The 17,532-nt window shown below is 37.7% G+C and carries 17 protein-coding genes; 4 read left to right on the forward strand and 13 right to left on the reverse strand.

The window, feature by feature from the left end; genetic code table 11:
* The first annotated feature begins 114 nt into the window (after positions 1 to 114).
* Positions 115 to 957, forward strand: a complete 843-nt coding sequence (locus DWB64_RS06630) for a DUF692 family multinuclear iron-containing protein (protein ID WP_164980279.1) — start codon at positions 115 to 117, stop codon at positions 955 to 957.
* A 131-nt stretch (positions 958 to 1,088) separates the two neighbouring features.
* On the opposite strand, the gene DWB64_RS06635 is transcribed toward DWB64_RS06630, so the two are convergent.
* A complete protein-coding gene (locus tag DWB64_RS06635) occupies positions 1,089 to 1,928 on the reverse strand; it encodes an exodeoxyribonuclease III (protein WP_129487428.1) in 840 nt (279 codons plus the stop codon).
* Positions 1,929 to 2,254: 326 nt separating this feature from the next.
* Here DWB64_RS06635 and DWB64_RS06640 point away from each other — a divergent pair, with 326 nt between their 5' ends.
* The gene (locus tag DWB64_RS06640) at positions 2,255 to 3,010 is read left to right on the forward strand and encodes a formate/nitrite transporter family protein (RefSeq protein ID WP_164980280.1); all 756 of its coding nucleotides are present in this window, start codon (positions 2,255 to 2,257) and stop codon (positions 3,008 to 3,010) included.
* 195 nt (positions 3,011 to 3,205) lie between these two features.
* Here DWB64_RS06640 and DWB64_RS06645 read toward each other — a convergent pair whose 3' ends face one another.
* The 3 genes from DWB64_RS06645 to DWB64_RS06655 all read right to left on the reverse strand — a co-directional run bounded on the left by DWB64_RS06645 (position 3,206) and on the right by DWB64_RS06655 (position 7,187).
* Complete coding sequence (locus tag DWB64_RS06645) at positions 3,206 to 3,472, reverse strand: cob(I)yrinic acid a,c-diamide adenosyltransferase (protein WP_129487430.1); 267 nt, start codon at positions 3,470 to 3,472, stop codon at positions 3,206 to 3,208.
* Positions 3,459 to 4,394 carry a radical SAM protein gene (locus tag DWB64_RS06650; RefSeq protein ID WP_207713443.1) on the reverse strand — a complete coding sequence of 312 codons (936 nt, stop codon included), beginning with the start codon at positions 4,392 to 4,394 and terminating at the stop codon, positions 3,459 to 3,461. The genes DWB64_RS06645 and DWB64_RS06650 overlap by 14 nt, the downstream gene beginning before the upstream one ends.
* A 249-nt stretch (positions 4,395 to 4,643) precedes the next feature.
* Positions 4,644 to 7,187 (reverse strand): PEP/pyruvate-binding domain-containing protein, encoded by a 2,544-nt coding sequence (locus DWB64_RS06655; protein WP_348983829.1) that lies wholly within the window; start codon positions 7,185 to 7,187, stop codon positions 4,644 to 4,646.
* Between the two features lie 246 nt (positions 7,188 to 7,433).
* Here DWB64_RS06655 and DWB64_RS06660 point away from each other — a divergent pair, with 246 nt between their 5' ends.
* Positions 7,434 to 8,264, forward strand: coding sequence for a M1 family aminopeptidase (locus DWB64_RS06660; protein WP_129487433.1), 831 nt, complete (start codon positions 7,434 to 7,436; stop codon positions 8,262 to 8,264).
* Between the two features lie 136 nt (positions 8,265 to 8,400).
* Here DWB64_RS06660 and DWB64_RS06665 read toward each other — a convergent pair whose 3' ends face one another.
* From DWB64_RS06665 to DWB64_RS06680, 4 genes are all read right to left on the reverse strand, one after another.
* Entirely contained in the window at positions 8,401 to 9,336 is a 936-nt protein-coding gene (locus DWB64_RS06665) for an aminoglycoside phosphotransferase family protein (protein ID WP_129487434.1), read from the reverse strand.
* Positions 9,337 to 9,421: 85 nt separating this feature from the next.
* A complete protein-coding gene (locus DWB64_RS06670; protein WP_129487435.1) occupies positions 9,422 to 9,838 on the reverse strand; it encodes a secondary thiamine-phosphate synthase enzyme YjbQ in 417 nt (138 codons plus the stop codon).
* Positions 9,838 to 10,281 (reverse strand): GNAT family N-acetyltransferase, encoded by a 444-nt coding sequence (locus DWB64_RS06675; RefSeq protein WP_129487436.1) that lies wholly within the window; start codon positions 10,279 to 10,281, stop codon positions 9,838 to 9,840. Before DWB64_RS06675 ends, DWB64_RS06670 begins: the two co-directional genes overlap by 1 nt.
* Before the next feature lie 602 nt (positions 10,282 to 10,883).
* Positions 10,884 to 11,288 (reverse strand): cupredoxin domain-containing protein, encoded by a 405-nt coding sequence (locus DWB64_RS06680; protein ID WP_129487437.1) that lies wholly within the window; start codon positions 11,286 to 11,288, stop codon positions 10,884 to 10,886.
* Positions 11,289 to 11,389: 101 nt separating this feature from the next.
* Between DWB64_RS06680 and DWB64_RS06685 the strand changes: the two genes are divergently transcribed.
* Positions 11,390 to 11,596, forward strand: a complete 207-nt coding sequence (locus DWB64_RS06685) for a hypothetical protein (protein ID WP_129487438.1) — start codon at positions 11,390 to 11,392, stop codon at positions 11,594 to 11,596.
* Between the two features lie 787 nt (positions 11,597 to 12,383).
* Here the strand turns inward: DWB64_RS06685 and DWB64_RS06690 are convergent.
* The 5 genes from DWB64_RS06690 to DWB64_RS06710 form a co-directional block, all read right to left on the reverse strand.
* Complete coding sequence (locus DWB64_RS06690; RefSeq protein WP_129487439.1) at positions 12,384 to 13,343, reverse strand: YcjF family protein; 960 nt, start codon at positions 13,341 to 13,343, stop codon at positions 12,384 to 12,386.
* Between the two features lie 37 nt (positions 13,344 to 13,380).
* A complete protein-coding gene (locus tag DWB64_RS06695) occupies positions 13,381 to 14,889 on the reverse strand; it encodes a hypothetical protein (protein WP_129487440.1) in 1,509 nt (502 codons plus the stop codon).
* Positions 14,890 to 14,900: 11 nt separating this feature from the next.
* Complete coding sequence (locus tag DWB64_RS06700; protein ID WP_129487441.1) at positions 14,901 to 15,686, reverse strand: hypothetical protein; 786 nt, start codon at positions 15,684 to 15,686, stop codon at positions 14,901 to 14,903.
* 248 nt (positions 15,687 to 15,934) lie between these two features.
* On the reverse strand, positions 15,935 to 16,156 hold the full coding sequence (locus DWB64_RS06705) for a HEPN family nuclease (RefSeq protein WP_129487442.1): 222 nt from the start codon (positions 16,154 to 16,156) through the stop codon (positions 15,935 to 15,937).
* Between the two features lie 18 nt (positions 16,157 to 16,174).
* Complete coding sequence (locus tag DWB64_RS06710; RefSeq protein WP_129487443.1) at positions 16,175 to 17,530, reverse strand: restriction endonuclease subunit S; 1,356 nt, start codon at positions 17,528 to 17,530, stop codon at positions 16,175 to 16,177.
* Positions 17,531 to 17,532: the final 2 nt, after the last annotated feature.

Consider the following 17,532-nt stretch of genomic DNA (forward strand, 5'->3'; position numbering starts at 1 on the left):
GTCCATGGTTTAAACTCCCAATATTAAGCTTATCTTAAAAAGGGCATCCGCGAATTTAAATCAGGTACAATGATAGTACTGGACATTGTGTACACACAAACATGGAGGATGGCTATGAAATTAGGCTGCAATCTATCTGAAGAATTATTTGAGCTTTTAAACGAAAAGAAAGTTTCGATTGATTATATGAAACTATGCATGGGCGAACTATTCGAACCCTATCTTGAAAGGGCATCCGCTTATAAACCGCTGATGGTACATTATCTGGACCATTCAGAAAGAACGACCATGCCTGATGTAGAAGCGGTCGACTTCGACAGAATAAACCGTTTCATTAAAGACTGCGCCTCACCCATCACAGGACTTCACTGCTTTTTAGAAGAAGAGGACTTTGACCATGAACCTACCGACGAGGAAGCGATTCAGCGCATGAAATCCGTCATACACACCTTCAAGCAAAAGTTGAACGTGCCCCTGGTCATCGAGAACTACCCCTATTCGACCTACTACGAAAGCCGAGGCAATCTTAAACTTACCGGCAAACCAAGCCTTTTTCACGAGCTATGTGAATCATGCGACATCAACATGATTTTGGATATCGGTCACGCAAGAGTGACAGCAGACCATTACCAACTTCCTCTTGAAGCCTACCTGACCACTTTTCCGCTACACCGTGTGGTCGAACTTCATTTGAATGGCGTGATAAAGGATAATCACGGCACCCGAGATGGGCACGAGGAAATGAAAGAAGAGGATTATCTCATCACAAAGTGGCTATTCAACCACTGTCATAATCTTGAGTATGTGACGCTTGAATACGGCGGAATAGGACCAAAACTTGCAGAACGAAGTAAAATAAGCGCCATCGAAAGGCAGCTTACACGATTGAGAAGAATGATGGATGAACATGAACAGAAGAGTCGTTCAGGGGAGAATATCAAACATAGTGTGGGTTGATCTATTGAGCATATACTCATGGTCACTACGAGTTTTGGCGACCATAAAAAACGTACCGTCTACATCCACAGAGGCATATGCTCCTTTGAATGTAGCCGGTACGTTTTATCATCTTCTCTTACACGTAGAATCTATTGATTTAAATGCAAATCGATGTCTAGTAGAATTGGCGTATGGTCTTGCCTTTCACCGGAGTCAATCATCTCTGATTTTACAACTTTGTCGGCAAGCCTGTCACTAACCAACCAATAATCGATCCTCCAGCCTGAATTGTTAATTTTGCTTGTCTTTACCCTTTGACCCCACCATGTATACATCCCTGTCACATCACCATGAAGATGTCTGAAGGTATCTGTAAAGCCTTTGCCCAATAGATTGGTGAAGCCTTCACGCTCTTCAACTGTAAAACCTGGTGAGCGCAGATTGTTTTGTGGATTCGCTAGGTCAATCTCTTTATGGGCAACGTTATAGTCTCCCGTCGCCAAAACCGGCTTTTCCTTGTCTAGACCCTCAAGGTACTCGGCATATTTTTCATCCCAAACCTGTCTTTCTTCTAATCTTCTCAGACCATCTCCTGCATTTGGAGTATAGACCTGAGTCAGATAAAAATCACCAAAATCCAACGTAATGATTCTACCTTCACAATCCATGGTATCCGGAGCCTCAATCTCAGGGTACGAAACTTGCGGAGAGTACTTGTCTTTATATAAGAACATTGTACCAGCATAGCCTTTTCTAGCCGGTTCCTGAGACGTTCGAAGTACATAGGAGTATCCCTTGAAATACTCAGCCATATGCTCCACATGTTTCTTACTTAGTCCCTTTGAAGGCAACTTAGTTTCTTGTAGGGCTATTACATCCGCATCCTTCTCCATAATCGTATCAATTACTTTTCTTGTTAATACCGCTCTATTTGAATCGCTTGTCAAAGCGGCATTCAAAGAATCGATATTCCATGAAATCAATCTCATCTTTTTCCTCCTTCAATATTTCTGATTTATAGTTTACGTGTATTTTTCTCAATAGACTCTTATTATACAACAAAACAGAGCCTACGTGACCTATTCACTACTTCAACTCTTCTTTATTCACAAGCAGATTTTTTCCGCCCTTCCAATTACTTGTAATGGCCAACTACCCTTCACATATAACTAGTATAACAGATGAGTTGTCTATATATGCAAAACAAGTCCTAGGTCCTCACTTTAGCGTATATTCATTGAATACGGCCTACAGATATGTTATCATAGCCGTTGGTTATTGTTATTAAAATTCATTGATTATGTTAGGAGAAGCTATGAAACCGTTTAGTGAAATTATCGACTATATTGTTGATGCAGGAGAGAGTAAGACAGAAAAAAAGGTGACGGCACTTATTATTCAAGGTGTTTTAGCCGGAATGTTTATCGCGATGGGTGCCATAGGGTATTTTAAATTGGTTGCTTACACTGTAGACCCAGGTATTGGTAAGTTCTTGGGAGCTTTAATATTCCCAACGGGTATCATGGCAATTTTATTGTTAGGAAGTGAGTTATTTACAAGTAATTGTATGGCCATTTTAAGTGTTTACAAAAAAAAGATTAAACTAGACAGTTTTATGAAAATGCTGATCACGGTTTTATGTGCAAACTTTGTTGGTGCCGTTATTATGGCTTACTTATCAACTGGCGCAGGCATATTCAGTGAACATATGATCGATATAGTTTCTGGTAGTGCGGTGGCTAAAACTACAATGCCTATTGGACAAATGTTCATTAGTGCGATCTTATGTAATATCATCGTTTGCGCTGGCGTGATGATGGCTTACAGTGCCAAAACAGTCCCAGGCAAGCTTATGGCAATTTGGTTCCCTATTGCAGTATTTGTACTAAGCGGAACTGAGCATATTGTTGCAAACATGTTTTACCTGATGATGGCACTCATAAATGGGGCTAATATCACGGTAACAGGTATTTTAACTAGTTTTGGCGTTGTTACCGTAGGAAACTTCATTGGTGGAGCGATTGTAATAGCAGGTGCGAAATATTATTTAGATAGGGAATTATCCGTCTAAAGCATAGAAATAGTGGCTTTATGTTTAACAATATTGTTATCATAAAGCCACTTTTTTATTATGATGGATTTCATCCATGAGTTTGCGCTCTGAAGGGATGCTTCTATTGCCTATCATATGTCCAACTCCCCCGTTGACCCTTCAATAAAGAATACCTTAGGAGCAGTCGACGACTTCCTATGCATTTGCAAAACACTAGCAGTCGATACCCTTTCTAGAAAGGACCCCCTGCTGATAGTAGTATTTGATTTCTTTCATCTCCGTGACAAGGTCCGCATAGTCCAAAAGTTCTTCAGGCGCATATCTGCCCGTCATGATGACCTCGACATGTTTTGCCCGGTTTTCGAGGACTGCAATCAAGTCGCTCGAGCTAAACAGACTGAAAGCAGCGGTTGTTCTTCCTTTGCCGTTGCCCGTATAGATGTGTATGTAACCCTTTTCCTCACCATTATTCGCTTCCATATCGATTCCTCATCCTATAAGTCGAGTAGCCTTTATAATTGACCGCCACTACATATTCAGTGGTGTTGAGCCTTTCAATGAATTTTTCCGGTTCAGCACATTTCCTAGACTGTAAAAAACCCATGATCTCAAACTGATTCATCGGATGCCTCTTGATGATGCTGACCAGCGCTTCAAAGTCGTCTGATATTCCACTATGAAAGCTACCCGAGCATAACATATTTATCGGGGTTCCACCAAGTAGTTCCACAGCTTTCGCCATTTGTTCCTTTTCACTTTCGAACACGTCCTTTTCTGCAGGCGGACGAACCGGCGAATTGAGATAAACTCTTTTGTAAGTCACATTTTTTAATATAACGGAAAAGGCATTTAGCGATTCCAAGTCGTCGTTCATGCCCTTGATCAGCATGATCTCAAGCCAGAGCTCGCCCTTGTAAAGCTTGGAAAACTCAATCAGCCCCTTGAGCATATTTTCATATTTTATCCGCCCGTGAGGACGGTTGATTTGTTTAAACTGCTGCTCATTCGATGCGTCAAGCGAGGGCATTACGATATCCGCTTCAAGCAGCTCCCTGGCTACGGACTTATCCGCCAAAAGCGCACCGTTTGTAATCACCGCAACCGGCTTATCCGTTATCCCTTTAATCCCGCCAATCAGCGCTCCAAGATCCGAATAGAGTGTCGGTTCACCCTCACCAACTATGGTGACCACGTCGAACTCGACTTTCCCACTTACCACACTTTTCAGTTCATTCAATATCTCATCTACAGGATAGAACTCGGTTCTCGTATTTGTAAGCAGGCTGGTCCTACCTAGCTGGCAGTAAACACAGGAATAATTGCACGTCTTGTGGGGAATAGGGCTGACGCCCAGCGAACGCCCCAAGCGCCTTGAAGGAACCGGTCCAAAAATATACTTCATCTCCGACACTCACGATCCCCCCTTGCTAACTTATAAGCATGACAGCCTTTGACACATCGGTTTTTTCAAAGGCCGTTCAGCCAGTACGTTTAATTCAAATGCGCCCTGCCGTTTGGTATTTTTCACCATAACCCGCTAGGCTTTATCTCCTGTACGGGTAGGCTTTATGTCTACCCTCCCACCTAACAAGCTCAAAGCTTAAATCCGTTCTCCAACACTTCTCTTCCTCAGTGTGGGTATTCCCTCTGTTTAGGCCTTCTCCTGTTTTCCTATGATTTTCACACTTCCTCGAGTGCCATCTACCTCAATTAGATCACCGTTCTTAATAGTTTCCACAGCATCGTTTATCCCACTCACACATGGAATTCCATATTCCCTTGCTATGATTGCTCCATGTTGAAGCGGACCTCCGATTTCTAAAACAATCGCTGATGCATTGATAAAAACAGGTGTCCAAGACGGTTCAGTTGATCTGGTGACAAGTATCTCACCTTTGTGAATGGATTTTTCATATGGATCCAGCAGTACATTCGCTACACCTCTCACTACCCCTGGAGAAATTGGATCACCTATCAGCTCGCCTTCTTCACTTTTTCGAACATACCTGAATATCTTCCCTCGGCTATCGACTACCGATGGCCAAGCTTCTAAGTCATTTACTTCTTTTCTAGTTTCCATGTTCTTTTCAATGAGCGCTTGTAGGTCCAACTCTCTATCCCTCTCGGCCTTGGAAAGTTGACTTATCGTTAAATCAAAAATACGCTCATTTTCCTTTAACCTTCCCTCTTTTTTAAATCGCTCTTCCAAAACCAATGCACGTTTGCGAAACATGTCTGTTATAACAACATAAATATATTTGGGTAGTTCACGATAACCCATAACCTCATGATATTTTTTCTCGTATTTTATGAACTTTTTTTCAAATCCGTTCTCTTGCGCGATCAACAACAACTTTTGATACGCTTCCAACCGTCTATCCTTTACTGATACTACCGCATTGTCTCCAATATCAATTTGTTTCAGCTGTTCGAATAAGACCTCTGGTCGCTCATAGTATCGTGATGCGGCAATATCAATTTCCTTATAACACCTGCATCCAAATTTCCTCACATAATTCTCGAAGTCATCATAAAATCCTTTAGAATAGTTATTCGCATTAAACAATTTAAGGAACTCGTCTTTAGTTTTTGTCCTTTGAATACCATCATACGAAGCAAGTTTGATCATTGACTTACCCATTTCGCCAGTTGGATTGCCGGGTAAATCCATGTTTAGCAAAATAGTTGAATCATCTACCTCCATGCCTCTAAATAGTTTATCGATTTTCTTAGGTAAAAAAATGACAGAGATCATGATGGCATAGGCATACTTGACCATTTCCCCATAAGCGCTCATTCCTTCATCAACGAGTGCGTCAAATGTTTTCTCCTCGTTCAAATGCAGCTTGCAGTATTCAAAAATTTCATCTGATTTTTCTTTATATTTTTTCAGTACTCCCTCTTGAGTAATCAAACCATACAGTATCATCGGGAAGGCTCTCAACATTGTTTTCAAGCTATCAGTAAGCATTTTTTTCATTTTTTTTGTTCTAATTTCAGGTAAGTACTCATCTTTAAAATCAATGCTTTCGACAATTCTTCTTGTTGGCAGATCATAATTACCCATCGTTCCCATTGTGCTCTTGATGCCTAGTGCCTTAACCATATTGGATACGTTCAAATACTGTCTGCCATGGAGATTGACCAGGATACCACCTTCGCCATCGGTGAATGACATTGAGCGTTCCATCAACTGTTTCCATATGTCCAGACCAAGTACAGACAGCGAGGTGGAAAACCCTTGTGTAAGAACAATCAAATCTAAATACAGGTACTTCTTCTCTCCCGGTTCTGTGAGCATTTCATTGAAAAGCTTAAAATAACCCGTTATTGGTCGTGCCTGCAGCAAATACAACTTTTCCCCACTAATTGCCCATTCTATATCCATTGGTTTTCCATAAAACTTTTCACAGTTAACTGCAAGTTCAGCTACCATGAATATTTGCTCATCGGTCAGTGCTTGCACATTCTTTTTTGTACTCTCAACTTCCCTTGTTCCTCCATCTTTGTCTAAGCGGAGCATACGTGATTTATCATTAACGGCCTTTTCAGCGATACTATTTTTACCTTTATCAATGATGTATATGTCAGGTGTAACTCTTCCGGATACTATTGTCTCCCCGAGGCCAAAGCTTGCATTAATCACGATTTCATCATAGGAATTGTTTTGTGGATTAATAGAAAAAGCTATACCACTGATTTCAGAATCAATCTGCACCTGAATGATGATCGCGATTCTCGGTCTTTTTATTGATATTCCATTTAATCGCTTATATTCAACAACGCGATAGTCCAACATTGAAGCAAAAACTTTCTTGATACTTTTAGTCAGATCGACCCTTTTTACACCTAAAACAGTTTCATACATCCCGGCATAACTGATATCGTCGGAATCCTCCTCGGGCGAAGAGGATCTGACAGAAAAAATCGCATTCTCCGGCATTTCCATAAGCGCACTGTCTAATGTTCCAATCTGCTCATCGTTAAACTCAAACCCATAGGCCATAGTCTTCAGTTTCTCGCACAATGCTTTAGTCGGTCTTGTTGACAACACATCCCATAAGGGCGCTGCATCAATCAAGTCATTCCAGTGCTTAAAATACTCAACAGAAAGCACAATACCGGCAGGTACATCAAACCCTTCCAAGCTTGTTTCATGAAGATACTTTGCTTTTCCGCCGATAGCTGTGCATATACTTGCTAAATAGAGCCACCGTTCCGTATCCCCTTTATCGCTGAAGGTAGCAGGCTAAAAGTTGCATTTGATGATCCGGCTTTCAAGCTTGACGACGCCTATCTTAAACTCAAGTATACGAGTACTATAGGTCAAGTCAGCGAATTCAAGATTAACTGCATTGAAAAGGGATGGGTTGAATTATGTCTTTATACACCATGGTTCCCCTTAAAGGACGACTATTCAGCTTCACTTTTTAGCACACAGTTGAAATTTACAGATAAAAGCTATCAGTTGGTATCTCCTTTTGATACCTACGAAGATGGTGTATGGAAAGCTAGAATAACAAGCCCCTTCCCCACTCAAACCTTCATGGCTTCCGATAGGTTTGACCAACAGAGTTATTCGGTTACTTCTGGTAATACGACGATTGATGTCTACTACCTAGATGAAAAAAACAAAAAAAGCACAGAGTTACTCAGCAATCAAACCCAGCACGTTCTGGACTTTTTCAAAAGTAAGTTTGGAAGTATCGACTCTCAACATGAGAGCATTGTAGTAGTTCCAAGAGGTAATGGAACAAGTGGTGGCGGCTATAACAGACCAGGTCTAGTCATCCTTCCAGATATTGATGCCATTTCAGAGGATAATCATCCAAAGTATGCACCTGATATCTACGCTTTCAAATACCTTTCACATGAGATTGCCCACAAATGGTGGAGTAAAGCCTCTACTATCTCATGGCAAGACTGGTTAAACGAATCATTTGCAGAGTATTCGTGTCTACTTGCTGTTGAAGCCTTTATCGGTAAAGAGCGATTTGATCAGCTCATAGACCTCTATGTCGATATCACAAAAGACCTACCCGCTATTTGGGGCATTGATCGCAATCATGAACAAGCCTTTGATGTTCTTTATACCAAGGGGGCTTTAAAACTACACAACCTACGCCTCAAAATTGGTGTTGAAGCATTTTATCGCTTTTTAAGTCAACTTCACGAGCAAAAAATCGCAGACACCGATGACCTTTTAAAGCAACTATCCATCACTACTGACCAAGCAACTCGTGACTGGTTTGAAGCTACCTTGAAAAAGTAGTTTATGCTTTCTATAGAAAAACTCATGATGACAAAACATCATGAGTTTTTTTTGATTGGAAATTACAATCACTATTCAGTCTCTCTTTAGCCCCATAACAAGCCTTAAGGGCATCTGCCGCTACGTCGGTTTTCACTTACTCTTCCAGGTTTTCTTCAATCAGTGAAATACCAAAGTCATAAAAGTCCGGAGCACTCTCCCTGGACCAGGAGCATATGACAATGGCGATATAAAAGCTGACCAGTCGTTTTAAACTGCTAAAGTGGTCCTCACTAAAGTTTCTAACGCTTCTATAACCCTTGTAGAAGGCATCGGTTACTTGGGGGAGCTGCTCTTCTATCATGAGCCCAGTGTCGATTATGTCCAAGATATCGGCTGATGGTTTACTGTGTTCAAAGTCAAAGACATAGGTCATTTGGTAGTCGTCACCAAAAGGGCTCACCATTATATTTCTGGGACTAAAATCGTGATGGCACAGTACCGCTTTTTCAACCACATCAAAGGCATCTAGGTTGTTTTTTACCTCTGTGTAAGCTCTTTTGATAAGTGGAAAGGCGTCGTGCTCCTCCGGGTCGTACTTTATAAAAAAACGATCTAGGTCGTGTTCTATCGATGCCTTAAAACTATGTACCCAGGGCTGGCTTTCTTCATTGACTTCCCAGGTTTTAAAGTGGTCAAAGTCTTTGATGCTGTGTATTTCTGCCAGGGTTTGTCCCATTTTAAAGTAGACCTCATTTAGGTTTTTTTCAGTCATTTTGGATTGAACATCAATCAAGGGCACCCCTTCTACAAACTCAATTATTGAATACTCAATATGGTCTTTGGTCACATCTGATTTTATTAGGCCAGGACACTTAATGCCTGCTTGAGTGAGTAGCTTTATGGTTCTAACTTCATTACAGCACTTATCTTTTTTAAAGTAGTACTTAATCACGTAGTCTTTTTCTGCTGTCGTCACCTTATAAACAAGGTTTCTATTGATATCGTGATGACCAATGGGGATAATTGCCTCTACCCTATCAAAAATTTCTTCCACATGATTTCTTATGTCTTTATCTGTATACGTTAACATTAATCATACCTCACAAGTAAAATACACCGGGCGCACACAGCGACACCCCTACGAATATAAATAAAATAAATGAGGAGAGGTTCAATTACTCACCAATAATCTTGACCAATACCCTTTTGTTACGCATGCCATCGAACTCCCCGTAAAAAATCTGTTCCCAAGGTCCCAAATCAAGTTTTCCCTCAGTTATGGCGACAACGACTTCTCTTCCCATGATGGTTCTTTTTAGGTGGGCATCACCGTTGTCTTCGTAGCCGTTGTGGTCATACTGGCTATAGGGTTTTTCTGGGGCTAGCCCTTCCAGCCATTTTTCAAAATCCCTATGTAAGCCGGGTTCGTCGTCGTTAATAAAGACACTGGCTGTGATATGCATGGCATTACACAGCAGTAAACCTTCTTGTATAGCACTCTCTTCCAGTGCATTCTCTAGTTCAGGTGTGATATTTGCAAAGCCTCTTCTTCTAGGTATGTTAAACCACAATTCTTTTCTATAAGATTTCATCATTCACCTCTTAACATTTCCATATGGGGAATATCGTCTTCTAAGTACTCCTGTGATACTTGTTTGAAGCCTAGGCTTTGGTAAAATTCCATAAGGTAGGCCTGGGCTGAAATTCTGATTGAGCTTTCCTTTAGCTCGCTATCTATGTAATCGATACAGGCTGTCATAAGACCTAAGCCAAGCCCTTTTCCCCTTTGAGAAGCCGCGGTTACTACTCGGCCAATGGATGTTTCAGGATAAGATAGGCCTGGCGGGAGAATTCTCGCATAGGCCACCAAGTCCTTTTGCATATAGCCTAAAACGTGGTAAGATGCTTGATCCTTGCCATCGATATCTGGATAGAGACACGCTTGCTCCAAGATAAAGACGTCTTGTCTCAACTTCAAGATGTCATATAGCTCCTTGGTTGTGAGTTGGTTGAATCCTTTTATCTTATAGTGCATGGTCGCCCTCCTAAATAACTTTTCATTATAGTTACTATTCTGTGATATACGACATATCACTTATACACTTAATAATATGTTTTCCTTCATTATTTTTAAACATAAAGCTAACACAACCTGAAAATATACCGTTCCGCTCGCCCACATGTTGATTTATCTATAACAAGTTTACCAAAATAGACTAATGTCTGGCGATATTTAAGCAAATTGTAACATTAGTTTGGCATTTGTTTTTTAAGGTGTATCACCTCCAGCGGCACCTTTAAATTAACCTTTAATCAACGATTATATTCATAAACCGGTGAAGCCGGATGAACAGTCTACATTCACTTGTAGTAAACATCCATAAAAACAACCTGGTTTTGTTCAGTTTGTTTTATCGTTTTTGGTGGGAATCCATGATTATGTTTAGTTGTACATTCTATTAAGGTGCAAATGGTCGTGTTACAATATTTTCCTCAAATGAAAAACTTCGTTCCCTGATGGAAGTAAAACATGAAATTAGTCCTATGTAGAGCATAACCGCATTAACTCGCTAAATTCACTACAGTCTTATGTAAAAGAGACCAGCAAAAAGCCAGTCTCTTTTTATGAATCCACTATCAGTTTGTTACTCTAACAATTCCAACCATATCATTATGATCCCCACCGCAATAAACTGAGCATATGATTTTAAACTCACCTAATGTATCGGGTGTGAACTCAACAATGGTTTCTTTAGTCGGTGAAACTTTTTCGTTGATATCAAGCTCTTTCACATAAAAGCCATGATCTACATCTGAAGACGTTAGGACCAGTCTGACAGGTTCTCCTAATTTCAATTCAATGGTTGAAGGTTCATACGAAAACTGATAGGCTGTGACATTTATCGTTTTCATATTCTCATTTGCCATGCTGTTTGTGGTATCCTCAGTTATGGCTTTAGTGTTTGTATCAGTAGAACATGCTGTTAATATAAGTATCGTCAAAAGTATAAAAATTAGAGTTTTTCGATTCATCTTTTTCATCACCTCCGATCATTATATACCCCAAAAGTTTCGTTTTAAGTCAAGTTGATTTGAGTTTATAGATTGACAAAGGGTATAAGACCAGACAAAAGGAGTGAATTATGAAAATGCTAAAGATAGTAAATGCCGTACTATTTATTGATTTTTTATTACTGATCCTATCTGTTCTCTTCAGACCTGTTTTACTATCAAAAGGTCTCTATTACCCTGTTCACCCGATCTTTGGGTGGACGCTGGTCGCACTTGTTGGTTCGCATTTATTTTTAAATAGAAAATGGGTGAAAAGTACTTATTTTAAGAAGAAATAATGGTTATTCCTATCGTGTCTTCCTCATTGCTAAACTTCTTATAAAAAACGGTTGATTAACTCCCCCCAACAACATTCTATCCTCCTGGAGTTGTTGAGTGATAATGCATGCAGTTCATAATGAAAGAGATGGCCTCCGGCGGCACCTCTACGTTACCTATAATACAAGCTAACTGGCCGGTGGGGCGACGCGAACACAGTAAGTTCGCTTGAAGTAAATCTCCGCCATAAAACAAAGAAAACACCATCAAATTTGATGGTGTTTTCTTTGTTTTATGGTGGAGATGGTGGGAATCTCTTAATAGAAGTTTATTCAATATGAATACTTTCAAAAGTATTCATATTGGTAACTTCTGTTGAAATCAAATGATTATTATGCTTATTCAATTGATTTCTGCTGTGGGATTATTGTGGGAAGCTAAAATTTTATTCGAATAAATAAAAGTCAACAACAAGTAAAATTACAATATAAATAATTACACATAGAGTAACTATTCTCACTGAAGTTGATTTAGCATTATCAAAACTAGTCAGATAGACTAGTTTTGATAAATGTGTTAGTTATTCGAATGTATTAAATCAAGTTTAAGTTACTGAAAGGATGATTAGTGTTCGTAAGTAAGGCCAATGCGATTATAAAATGCATCCATCATTATTTTATTTATTAAAAATTAATCATCACTCTTTGCTATCATAAAATAGCATTGCATGAGTCATATGCATCTTTAAGATAATTAACATAAAGGTTAAATTCATTAATTATAAAATATAAACCAAATCAATCTATGCTAATTGTTTTTTTCTGCAAATTCATTTGCAACAGTCCAGCCAAGGATTTCAGTTATAGTACCTGCAATTGTGCCATTGATTGTCCAACCAATACCTGGTATGAATTTAAGTACATTTTTTGTAAGTGCTCTTCCTGCAAGTGCAGCACTTGCGGTCTTAAGAATTACTTGAGCGTCAGATTTTGTGAGTTTATTGTTAAAAATCTTCCCCAAACTAATTATCATTGTAACTTGTGTTGCTGTCATTGGAACTGTATCAACTAATGGGATAGGTATAAAACCTATTGTATAACATGCAACTGCAGCTGAGTGAATAACTCCATGACATAAAACAGCTTGCTTTAAGGTTATATTAGCTAATGCCAGACTTTTTAAATATTTTAGGTTCTTCTTTAAATCTTCTTCAGAATGACAATCTGCTTCATTATTCTCAGCTTCATCTTCACTGTTGAGGAACATATCATAAAATTTTCCATTAAACTCGTACAATAGAGTACTATATTGCGCCTTATTTATGGATTTGTTATTCTTTATACCAATAAAGTTTTTTAATGCTTCTGCATTTTCTAGAACTAAGTTCTCGGAAGGAACTACTACATCTGGATGATCGAGATTCATACTTTTGCAATAATCTTTAAACTCTTTGTATTCATTGTATTGTAATTCGTTATCACGTGCAAAAATAACACATTTATTTCCCTTGAACCCAATACGACATGCAAATCGATCATACGTCCAAGAAGTAATACTCGGCATACCTGATTCACCCTTCAAGGTTGTCCCAAGAAAAATACACTTGACTTCATCTAGGTCCGAATAGGTTTGTGGAATTATTTTCATGTATTCTTTTATTGTCATAAATGAGACTGAGACATCTCGTTCTTCAATTAATTCTCCTAGTTTTTTAGCATAGCTAGAAACAGATTTATGTACGATTACAATAATCAATTTATTCTGCATTTAGAGTACCTCCATTATTTTAGTCGATTCTCACCATTCAAAGTTTGACAATATGATTCATTTTATCAATAATTTTTGGCATTTCCTCAGAAATTCGTAAATGAAAATCAACTTTTAGTATTTCCTTGCTCACCTCTTTAGTTGACTCAAAAAAAACATCAATTTGATCGTCATCAGAATTAACAATTGCTATATTTAGTTTTCTTTCAGCTAAATCGAAAAGTTTTTGTACTTCATTATGATTTCCAGAGTATTTTAACACATGCTTTGATATCTCTTTAAACTCTTCATACATCTGTTTGTTATCTGATGTTTTCTTTTTAGTTTTGAGTCTTTGCGATATTAGTCTTGCCATAGCTAGATACTCATCTGAAAGCTCTAATTTTCTCTTATCAACTAGTAATTTCTCTGATTCATCTGTATTGTTAGACCATGGTAATACATTATCAACACCTGCAATTAAAGCCAGTTTCTCATATTCATTTTTTTTAGTCTGTGCAAAGTATATTCTACTCAATAGAATAGCATTTAGTCCAACATTATAGTCATTCGCTATCATTTCTCTTAGCGGAAGTATTACATCATCTAAATTTCCTAAACTAAGATTAACAAAAATACTTTGTTGAAGTAGATCATAATTTTCACCAGCATATCTCAACGCTCTCTCAAGTAATTGTGGTACAAGAACATCATTAGGAGCAAGCAAAGATATGTGTTCTATACAACATGATGCAGCTATTATATCTTCACGCAAAAACTCAAAATTACCTGTGTGGAAGTTATTATATGAATTAATTGCATGTTCTTTATAATCATAAGAAATAACACTACTTATCTCGCTTCTGTAAACTTCCATCGCTGCGTTGCCCTTATAATACCAAAATGGAGGAAATGCATGAAATTTGTCGGACATAACATCTAGACGTTCATATCTTTTTATATGATCTGGCTCCAAAAGAGCCTCGCTAAAGCGAGATAATTGCTTTTGAGTTAAACGGTATTTATCATCAAAATTATAGTCCAATGACAATTTCCATGCTGTTTCAAACAATTGTGAACGCAATCCGTATAATTGTTCCAGTTCATGTCGCTTTAACTCCCACTCGCTACGTTCTTTGTCAAGTAAATACTCACTTTTATTTCTTCGATAGTTCATATATCCCGTTCCAATTTGTGCTGAAACAGCAATAACTAATGTCAAAGGATCCCCACCTGCAAATAAGACACCTGGACTCGGTACTGCAGACCAAATTGCATTTTTGAGTTTGTGCTGATACTCCTTTTCAATGAAACTCATGTCACCGGCTTGAATTTCAAGGTAAGTAATTGTATCAAGGATTTGCTTTAAAACATCTAGTAATGCTGGATGTTTAACATAATTTTGCAAATTAAGATTACTAAGTATTGCCTCACGTTCTTGCTTCAAAACAATTATATCCTTGCTATCAATAATTTGAGCAATCGAAACTGCGCAGAGATTGAGTGCATACGCAACCTTTTGCTTTTCATTATTCGACAATGGTGTAACAAAATCAGAATTTTCCATAATAATCCCTCCTAAAACACTTCAATTTTAACTGGAACATGATCAGATACATTTTCCCTATATTTTTTATAGTCACCAAAAAAGTAATGATTAACAGCATCAATCCGTGAAATAGTATATGGAACACTACTATTCTTTAGAACATTGAAACTAAAATGATCATAATTACTTGCATAGCCAGGGTCACTTTTCTTTAGTGTTGTTTTCTCATCTTGAAAAGTATGGATATTCTGTGGTTCAATAGAATTACACAACGCGCTATCAATATTATAATCACCAAGAATAGCTGTAAATGCTCGTTTAAAATTACCATAACGATGCGTATCTATCTTTTGATGAATAACACCTTTGGCAAGTTCACATTCCTTTTTTCGTCGTATAATACTATCAAGCGAATCGTTTCCTCCATGCTCAACATGAATATTTATCAAGCGAAATTCATTACTCGAATCAAGATACCTCGGAGAAAATCTACCATACAATGGATCTCTTTTCATACGATCTGAGGATCTATAATCACTATATATTCTTGGTTCACTATTCCTTGAGCATTCTACTATTCTATTAGAATTCCATATAAACGAAAATTCACTTCCATATACGTGAGTACCTGTCCAATATGAAGGAAGGTTTCTTAAAATACCATCAATCACTATTCTATTTTTAGCTTCTTGAAAAGCAATAATATCAAGCCCTTCATCTGCAATCAAATCATATATAAACCCATAAAACTCTCGACCTTGTTCCTCTGTTCTATAGCTTTTCAACAGATTAAGTGACCCTATGCGATAGCTCATATATGCTCCTCCAATAACTAAAAATTTTTCTGTTACAGATACTCAAATCATTATAATTCGATCTCTTTTAATTCAATTTCATAGTTAGTTTCATCGTTAAATTGATTAATGATTTCTAATGATTCAATTTGTCCATATGTTGTTAATGCTTATTTTTTGTTGCCATGCGATATGCCATTTCTAAGATGCTTCACTAGATTGCTCAATGAATAATCATCAACATATTTATTTGTTGATCTATCCCAAATTTAAGATTTTGATATCTTTTCAACATTGATTTCTCCAAATTGAGCTGTTTTTAAATCTATTTTGGGAATCTGTTTGATCATAGTTTCTCTTGGAATGGTAATCAATCCAAAACAGCAATTTAGAAGGTAAGTTACATCATACTTTTCATAAATTGACGCTGTTGATTTAATTAGTTCTGTGGTTCGTTCAATAAAATCATAGCCAAAATGTTTGTATTCCATAACATCTCCTTCAATTATTCACTTTTTACTTTTGTTTGCCAAAATCTCATTTAGTAAATTGATTGCTGATTCTTCAGTTGGATCATTTGTTCCAAGTTCACCTCGGAATGCTTTGGCTAAGACGGATTTTTTCAACAATTCCATATTACTACCTTGGTTCGTTAAATCAGCGATGTATTCTTCCTCATTTAAAAGTGCTTTCAATATCGAAACTATTGCCTTTTGTTCTTCTGTCGATGGTAACTGTATCATTGTTTTTCGAATATCTCTTAAGTGTAAGTTAGGTACTCCAATACCTGTCAAATGTTTGCAAAATTGAGCATAGCACATAGGACTATTAACCACCAACAACAAATACTCAGGTACAATCTTTTCACTAGGTCGCAAAAGAGCCAAACTTACATAAATATCAAAAACTTCATCTACATCTACAATTGCTGCCTTTCCTGTTGAACCATTTTTAGATAATAAAACATCTCCACGTGTTGGTGCTAATCTGCCATATAATTTTTCATGCAATTCTTGGGGTATAAATTTTATATTATCCCAATCTATTCTTCCATTTTTAATGTTCTTTGCAGATAAAAACTTAAATCCTTGTTCTGAATATTGAGGAGTTTGATGGGTTCCATCTGTTATTTTCAGACATACTTCATCTAATTGGACATGATTCCAACTATCTAATTTTACTCCATTCTCTTCCCGCCACTTAGCCGTCAACTCCCCACGAAATGCTTTGGCTAGGATTGCTTCTTTGCGTTTTTCAAAGCCTTCACGAGCTTCTTCGATTAATTCTTGGGCTTTGTCAATTTTTTCGAATAGGGATTCGATGCGGTTGACTATGCGTTGTTGTTCTTGTATTGGAGGTAATGCTACCAGCAAAGATTCAAATTCACTTTTTCTTATTGATGGTGAATTGTCCCCTTTCATATAACTCATGGTATTGTTAATGAACGAATCACTCAATAGATAATAGTAAATATAACGAGGTATACAACTTCCATTTGACCTAAGAACATAAAATCCAGTGGAAGCGATGATATCATCAAAGTCATCTACAACATATGCAATATTTTCTAAATATGGTCTAACTAGCGAAAATATTACATCATCTTTCCTAATTTCCCTACTTGCTCGACTTGGCGCATCTGCGGTTTCGAGATTTTTATATAACCTAATACTATGCGCTTTATTGTCAACAGCATCTATATCTATATATTTAAAATATTCTAAATTGAGATCATTAGGCTTCTTTGATCTCATTTCTTTAACTAAACTTTTTATACTTGTATACACCCAATTATCTGGTAGCTTAAATGATTCTAGGTGTCTAGATTCGTTAGTAGTGGTGTTATTATTTTCATGTTTTTTCATCA

It is taken from the genome of Fusibacter sp. A1 (assembly GCF_004125825.1).
Lineage (GTDB): Bacteria > Bacillota > Clostridia > Peptostreptococcales > Acidaminobacteraceae > QQWI01.

Coding starts and splice junctions, on each gene's coding strand:
- DWB64_RS06630 (WP_164980279.1), top strand. CDS start 115: ATGAAATTAGGCTGCAATCTATCTGAAGAATTATTTGAGCTTTTAAAC.
- DWB64_RS06635 (WP_129487428.1), bottom strand. CDS start 1,928: ATGAGATTGATTTCATGGAATATCGATTCTTTGAATGCCGCTTTGACA.
- DWB64_RS06640 (WP_164980280.1), top strand. CDS start 2,255: ATGAAACCGTTTAGTGAAATTATCGACTATATTGTTGATGCAGGAGAG.
- DWB64_RS06645 (WP_129487430.1), bottom strand. CDS start 3,472: ATGGAAGCGAATAATGGTGAGGAAAAGGGTTACATACACATCTATACG.
- DWB64_RS06650 (WP_207713443.1), bottom strand. CDS start 4,394: ATGAAGTATATTTTTGGACCGGTTCCTTCAAGGCGCTTGGGGCGTTCG.
- DWB64_RS06665 (WP_129487434.1), bottom strand. CDS start 9,336: ATGTTAACGTATACAGATAAAGACATAAGAAATCATGTGGAAGAAATT.
- DWB64_RS06670 (WP_129487435.1), bottom strand. CDS start 9,838: ATGAAATCTTATAGAAAAGAATTGTGGTTTAACATACCTAGAAGAAGA.
- DWB64_RS06675 (WP_129487436.1), bottom strand. CDS start 10,281: ATGCACTATAAGATAAAAGGATTCAACCAACTCACAACCAAGGAGCTA.
- DWB64_RS06680 (WP_129487437.1), bottom strand. CDS start 11,288: ATGAAAAAGATGAATCGAAAAACTCTAATTTTTATACTTTTGACGATA.
- DWB64_RS06685 (WP_129487438.1), top strand. CDS start 11,390: ATGAAAATGCTAAAGATAGTAAATGCCGTACTATTTATTGATTTTTTA.
- DWB64_RS06690 (WP_129487439.1), bottom strand. CDS start 13,343: ATGCAGAATAAATTGATTATTGTAATCGTACATAAATCTGTTTCTAGC.
- DWB64_RS06695 (WP_129487440.1), bottom strand. CDS start 14,889: ATGGAAAATTCTGATTTTGTTACACCATTGTCGAATAATGAAAAGCAA.
- DWB64_RS06700 (WP_129487441.1), bottom strand. CDS start 15,686: ATGAGCTATCGCATAGGGTCACTTAATCTGTTGAAAAGCTATAGAACA.
- DWB64_RS06705 (WP_129487442.1), bottom strand. CDS start 16,156: ATGGAATACAAACATTTTGGCTATGATTTTATTGAACGAACCACAGAA.
- DWB64_RS06710 (WP_129487443.1), bottom strand. CDS start 17,530: ATGAAAAAACATGAAAATAATAACACCACTACTAACGAATCTAGACAC.